Origin of the sequence: uncultured Veillonella sp. (assembly GCF_934190855.1) — a bacterium.
Taxonomy (GTDB): domain Bacteria; phylum Bacillota; class Negativicutes; order Veillonellales; family Veillonellaceae; genus Veillonella.
Map to the genome: position 1 here is coordinate 1 of NZ_CAKPTN010000135.1, position 4,513 is coordinate 4,513.

General features: G+C 37.1%; 3 protein-coding genes and 1 pseudogene. All 4 read right to left on the reverse strand.

Features of this window, described 5'->3' with window-relative positions:
• Positions 1 to 723: pseudogene (locus Q0F90_RS07505) on the reverse strand (PCRF domain-containing protein); the annotation flags it as partial.
• 120 nt (positions 724 to 843) lie between these two features.
• Complete coding sequence (gene secA / locus Q0F90_RS07510) at positions 844 to 3,273, reverse strand: preprotein translocase subunit SecA (RefSeq protein WP_296004413.1); 2,430 nt, start codon at positions 3,271 to 3,273, stop codon at positions 844 to 846.
• A 215-nt stretch (positions 3,274 to 3,488) separates the two neighbouring features.
• A complete protein-coding gene (raiA, locus tag Q0F90_RS07515) occupies positions 3,489 to 4,016 on the reverse strand; it encodes a ribosome hibernation-promoting factor, HPF/YfiA family (RefSeq protein WP_105097928.1) in 528 nt (175 codons plus the stop codon).
• A gap of 241 nt (positions 4,017 to 4,257) precedes the next feature.
• On the reverse strand, positions 4,258 to 4,455 hold the full coding sequence (locus Q0F90_RS07520) for a cold shock domain-containing protein (protein WP_296004414.1): 198 nt from the start codon (positions 4,453 to 4,455) through the stop codon (positions 4,258 to 4,260).
• Between the last annotated feature and the right edge of the window lie 58 nt (positions 4,456 to 4,513).

Genomic DNA, 4,513 nt, shown 5'->3' on the forward strand with positions numbered 1-4,513 from the left:
GTATCGACCTGTACATCCTTCATATCAATATTGATTTCAACAGTATCATCAATTTCCGGCATAACGTCGACAGCAGCAAATGAAGTGTGTCGACGTGCAGCAGCGTCAAATGGAGAAATACGAACTAAACGATGAACACCTTTTTCAGATTTTAAATAACCAAAAGCATTTTCGCCCTTAATAAGGAACGTAGAAGATTTGGTACCAGCCTCATCACCTGGTTGTTCATCCATTAACTCAATAGAAAAGCCAGATTTTTCAGCCCAACGCAAGTACATACGAATTAGCATGGAGCACCAATCTTGTGCTTCCGTACCACCTGCACCAGCATGGAAGGTTAAAATTGCATTATTAGCATCATATTCACCGCTTAACAGCAAGAGAACCTCTTGTTTTTCTACAGTTTCTTCTATTTGCTTAACATATTCTTTAATTTCACTCTCCATAGAGCTATCTTCTTCTTCGATAGCCATTTCGAGCATTACATTGGCATCTTCAATATCACTAACAAGTTGCTTATAGCTTTCCACAGCGTTTTTAAGTTGTGTAGCCTCTTGAGAAATCTCACGAGCCTTATCTGGATTATCCCAAAATGTAGGGTCACTCATTTGTACATCGAGTGTAAAAATTCGATCTTCTTTCTGAGCGATGTTAAAGTGAATCCCTCATTCCATAAATACGTTCTTCCAGATTAGAAATTATTGGTTTTAAATCTTCTAACAATTTATGCTCACCACCTTTAACTTATTAGCCTGTTATATCGATAAACTATTACCTTAATAAAATAGAAAAATGGCCGTTGCCCAGTGGAAGTCCCATTGAGCAACGTGCCATTCACAAATCTTAGTCTTCGTTTTGTGGCTCCAACACATCTTCATGATGGGATTGTGCACCTTCTAAGTGATCAACTGGTTCTTCGATTTCTTGAATCAATTGTGCACGAATTTTGTATAACGCCATGATTGTTTCATCTTGAATTGCTGCAACCATGTTTTGGAACATCTCAAAGGCTTCAAATTTGTATTCCACCAATGGATTTTTTTGACCGTATGCACGAAGGCCAATACCCAACATATCCATATTATCCAAATGTTCCATCCATTTGTTATCGACAACGCGCAACATAATAGCCTTCTCAAGTTGACTAAACATTGCCTCACCAAGCATATTAACACGGTCTTGGTACTCTTCATGAGCAATTTCCAATAAGCGTTCTAATAATTCTTGACGAGTATATTCTTCCATATCTTGAGGAGTCATAATATCTTCGGTTAAGAAATATTGACTCAAGTGCTTGTAGAGACCTTCGTAATCCCATTCTTCTGGGTAGAGCTTTTCATCAGCATAAGCATCTACGGAATCAGTAACAAGCTTATCAATCATTTCATTAATCGTTTCACGCAAAGATTCGTTGCGTAAAATACGACGACGTTGTTCATATAACACTTCACGTTGTTGATTCATAACATCATCATATTCAAGGACATATTTACGAATATTGTAGTTATGATCTTCAACTTTCTTTTGAGCACGTTCAATGGATTTTGTAATCAAAGAATGCTCAATAGGCTCATCTTCTTCCATGCCAAGTTTATCCATAATGCCTGTAATATTATCGGCACCAAAGATACGCATTAAATCGTCTTCCAAGGATAAGAAGAATTGAGAAGAACCAGGGTCACCTTGACGACCAGCACGACCGCGTAACTGATTATCGATACGACGGCTTTCATGGCGTTCAGTCCCCAAAATAGCTAAACCACCTAGCTCAGGTACACCTTCACCAAGGGTAATATCTGTACCACGACCAGCCATGTTTGTAGCGATTGTTACCATGCCCATTTGACCAGCATTAGCAACGATTTCCGCCTCTTTTTCATGGTGTTTAGCATTCAATACATTATGAGGAACCCCTGCACGTAATAACATGTCTGAAAGTTCTTCGGATTGTGTAATAGATGTAGTACCAATCAAAAGTGGTTGACCTACTTTATGACGTTCTACAGCATTACGTACTACTGCACGATATTTAGCAGCTTTAGTTTTGAAAATTTGATCTGGTAAATCCGTACGAATTAATGGTTTATTTGGAGGAATTGGAATTACTTCTAAACCATAGATGTCGATAAACTCTTTTTCCTCGGTTTTAGCGGTACCAGTCATACCAGCTAATTTTTCATACATACGGAAATAGTTTTGGAATGTTATAGATGCCAAAGTTTGGCTTTCACGTTCAACTTTCAAGCCTTCTTTAGCCTCGATAGCTTGATGCAAACCATCAGAATAACGACGACCAAACATCAAACGACCTGTAAATTCATCAACGATAACAACTTCGCCGTCTTTAACTACGTAATCAGTATCGCGGTGCATCATAGCATAGGCACGCAAAGAAGCGCCAAGCAAATGATTCAACTCGATATTTTCAGCATCGTATAAGTTTTCAACGCCAAGCATTTGCTCTACTTTTTCAATACCAGCATCTGTAGGGGCAATAGTTTTTTGTTTCTCATCGATGATATAGTCTTCATCTCTTACGAGGTGAGGAACAATTTTAGCAAGTTTATAGTAGTTATCTGTGGAACGTTGACCAGGACCAGAAATAATTAACGGAGTTCTTGCTTCATCGATTAAAATGGAGTCAACTTCATCGACAATAGCGTAATTTAATGGACGTTGTACCATTTGAAGTACATCAGATACCATGTTGTCGCGCAAATAGTCGAAGCCAAACTCGTTATTTGTACCATACGTAATATCACAAGCATATGCTTCTTTACGTTGGTTAAAGTCGAGATTAGCTACAATAAGACCTGTGGAAAGGCCTAAGAAATTATATAAACGACCCATTTGCTCGCTGTCACGAGTTGCCAAATAATCATTTACTGTAACTACGTGAACGCCTTTACCTGTTAACGCATTAAGATATACTGGCAATGTAGCAACCAAAGTTTTACCTTCACCAGTACGCATTTCAGCGATATTGCCATTATGTAGACAAATACCACCCATTAACTGTACGTCAAAATGACGCATACCCAATACGCGTTTAGATGCTTCACGAACTACAGCAAATGCTTCTGGCAATAGGTCGTCTAACGTTTCCCCTTTTTGCAAACGACGTTTAAACTCATCGGTTTTTGCCACTAAGTTAGCATCACTTAATTTAACATAATTTGGTTCAATTTCATTAATATGATCAGCAATAGCACGCATTTTTTTGATTTCTTTTGCGTTGTTATTGCCTAATAGCCTTTGTAAAAAGCCTAACAAACAAATCACTCCTCTACAGGACATCTTACATTATTTTATCTAATTTATTATAACGAAAATGCCTTGAATAGTCAAAGAATTCAAGGCATTTCACGATTATTTATAGTATTTTTACAAAAAAGGTGGATGACTCAAAACGGTCATCCACCTTAGTATAATAATCGGCTGATTAAAAGTAGAAAGGAGTTAGGATTAAGTTCAGCCGACATTATAGGTTATTGAAGTTCTGGCTCAATCAAGCCATAGAAACCATCATGTCTACGATATACAACATTCATTGCTTCAGTTTCAGCATTGAAGAACATAAAGAAGTCGTGACCAATAAGATTCATTTGTAAGATCGCTTCTTCTACATCCATTGGGCGTACCGCAAAGTGTTTGCGTTTTACAACTTCGATAGTTTCTTCTTCCACAGGAGCTGCCAACACTTCTGGATGGAAAGCTTCTTGTTTTTTGAAACGTTTCGCTAAACGAGTTTTATGTTTATGAATTTGACGAACGATTTTATCTACTACTAAGTCAATAGCAGCATACATATCATCGTTAGTTTCTACACCGCGTAGAACAATTTTATCAACGAAGCATGTAAGTTCAATTGTGGACTTATCTTTAACAACGGATAGAACTGCTTGTGCATCTAACTCATCATCGAAGTAACGAGTTAATTTGCTCAATCTTTTCTCGATGTATGCTCTTAAAGCATCTGTCACTTCAATGTTTTTTCCTCTGATTGCTACTTTCATAAGTCAACACCCTTTCTAAAAATCATCCACGAGATACGAGTGTGTGGTATCATGTAACCTTATCTCTCGTGTTATATTTAGTATTTCTACATCTACCTATAAAACTCCTCTTTTTTATACAAAAATTTTATATTTTTTTGTAGAAATATGTATATTTTTTACCACAAAAAATCAAAAACCCCGATATACTACTATATCGGGGTTTTATTATATGTTGTTTTATGAATAAATTCGTATGTGATTACGCTTTAACAACGTTAGCAGCTTGAGGGCCACGGTTACCGTCAACGATATCAAATTCAACATTTTGACCTTCTGTCAAAGATTTGAAACCTTCGTCTTGGATCGCAGAGTAATGTACGAATACATCGCTACCGTCTTCACGTTCAATAAAACCATAACCTTTTTCTGCGTTGAACCATTTTACTGTACCTAACATGGTAACATCCTCCTAAAAATATATTTATTGTCTTACTGTCTTGCTCTATATCTGTATC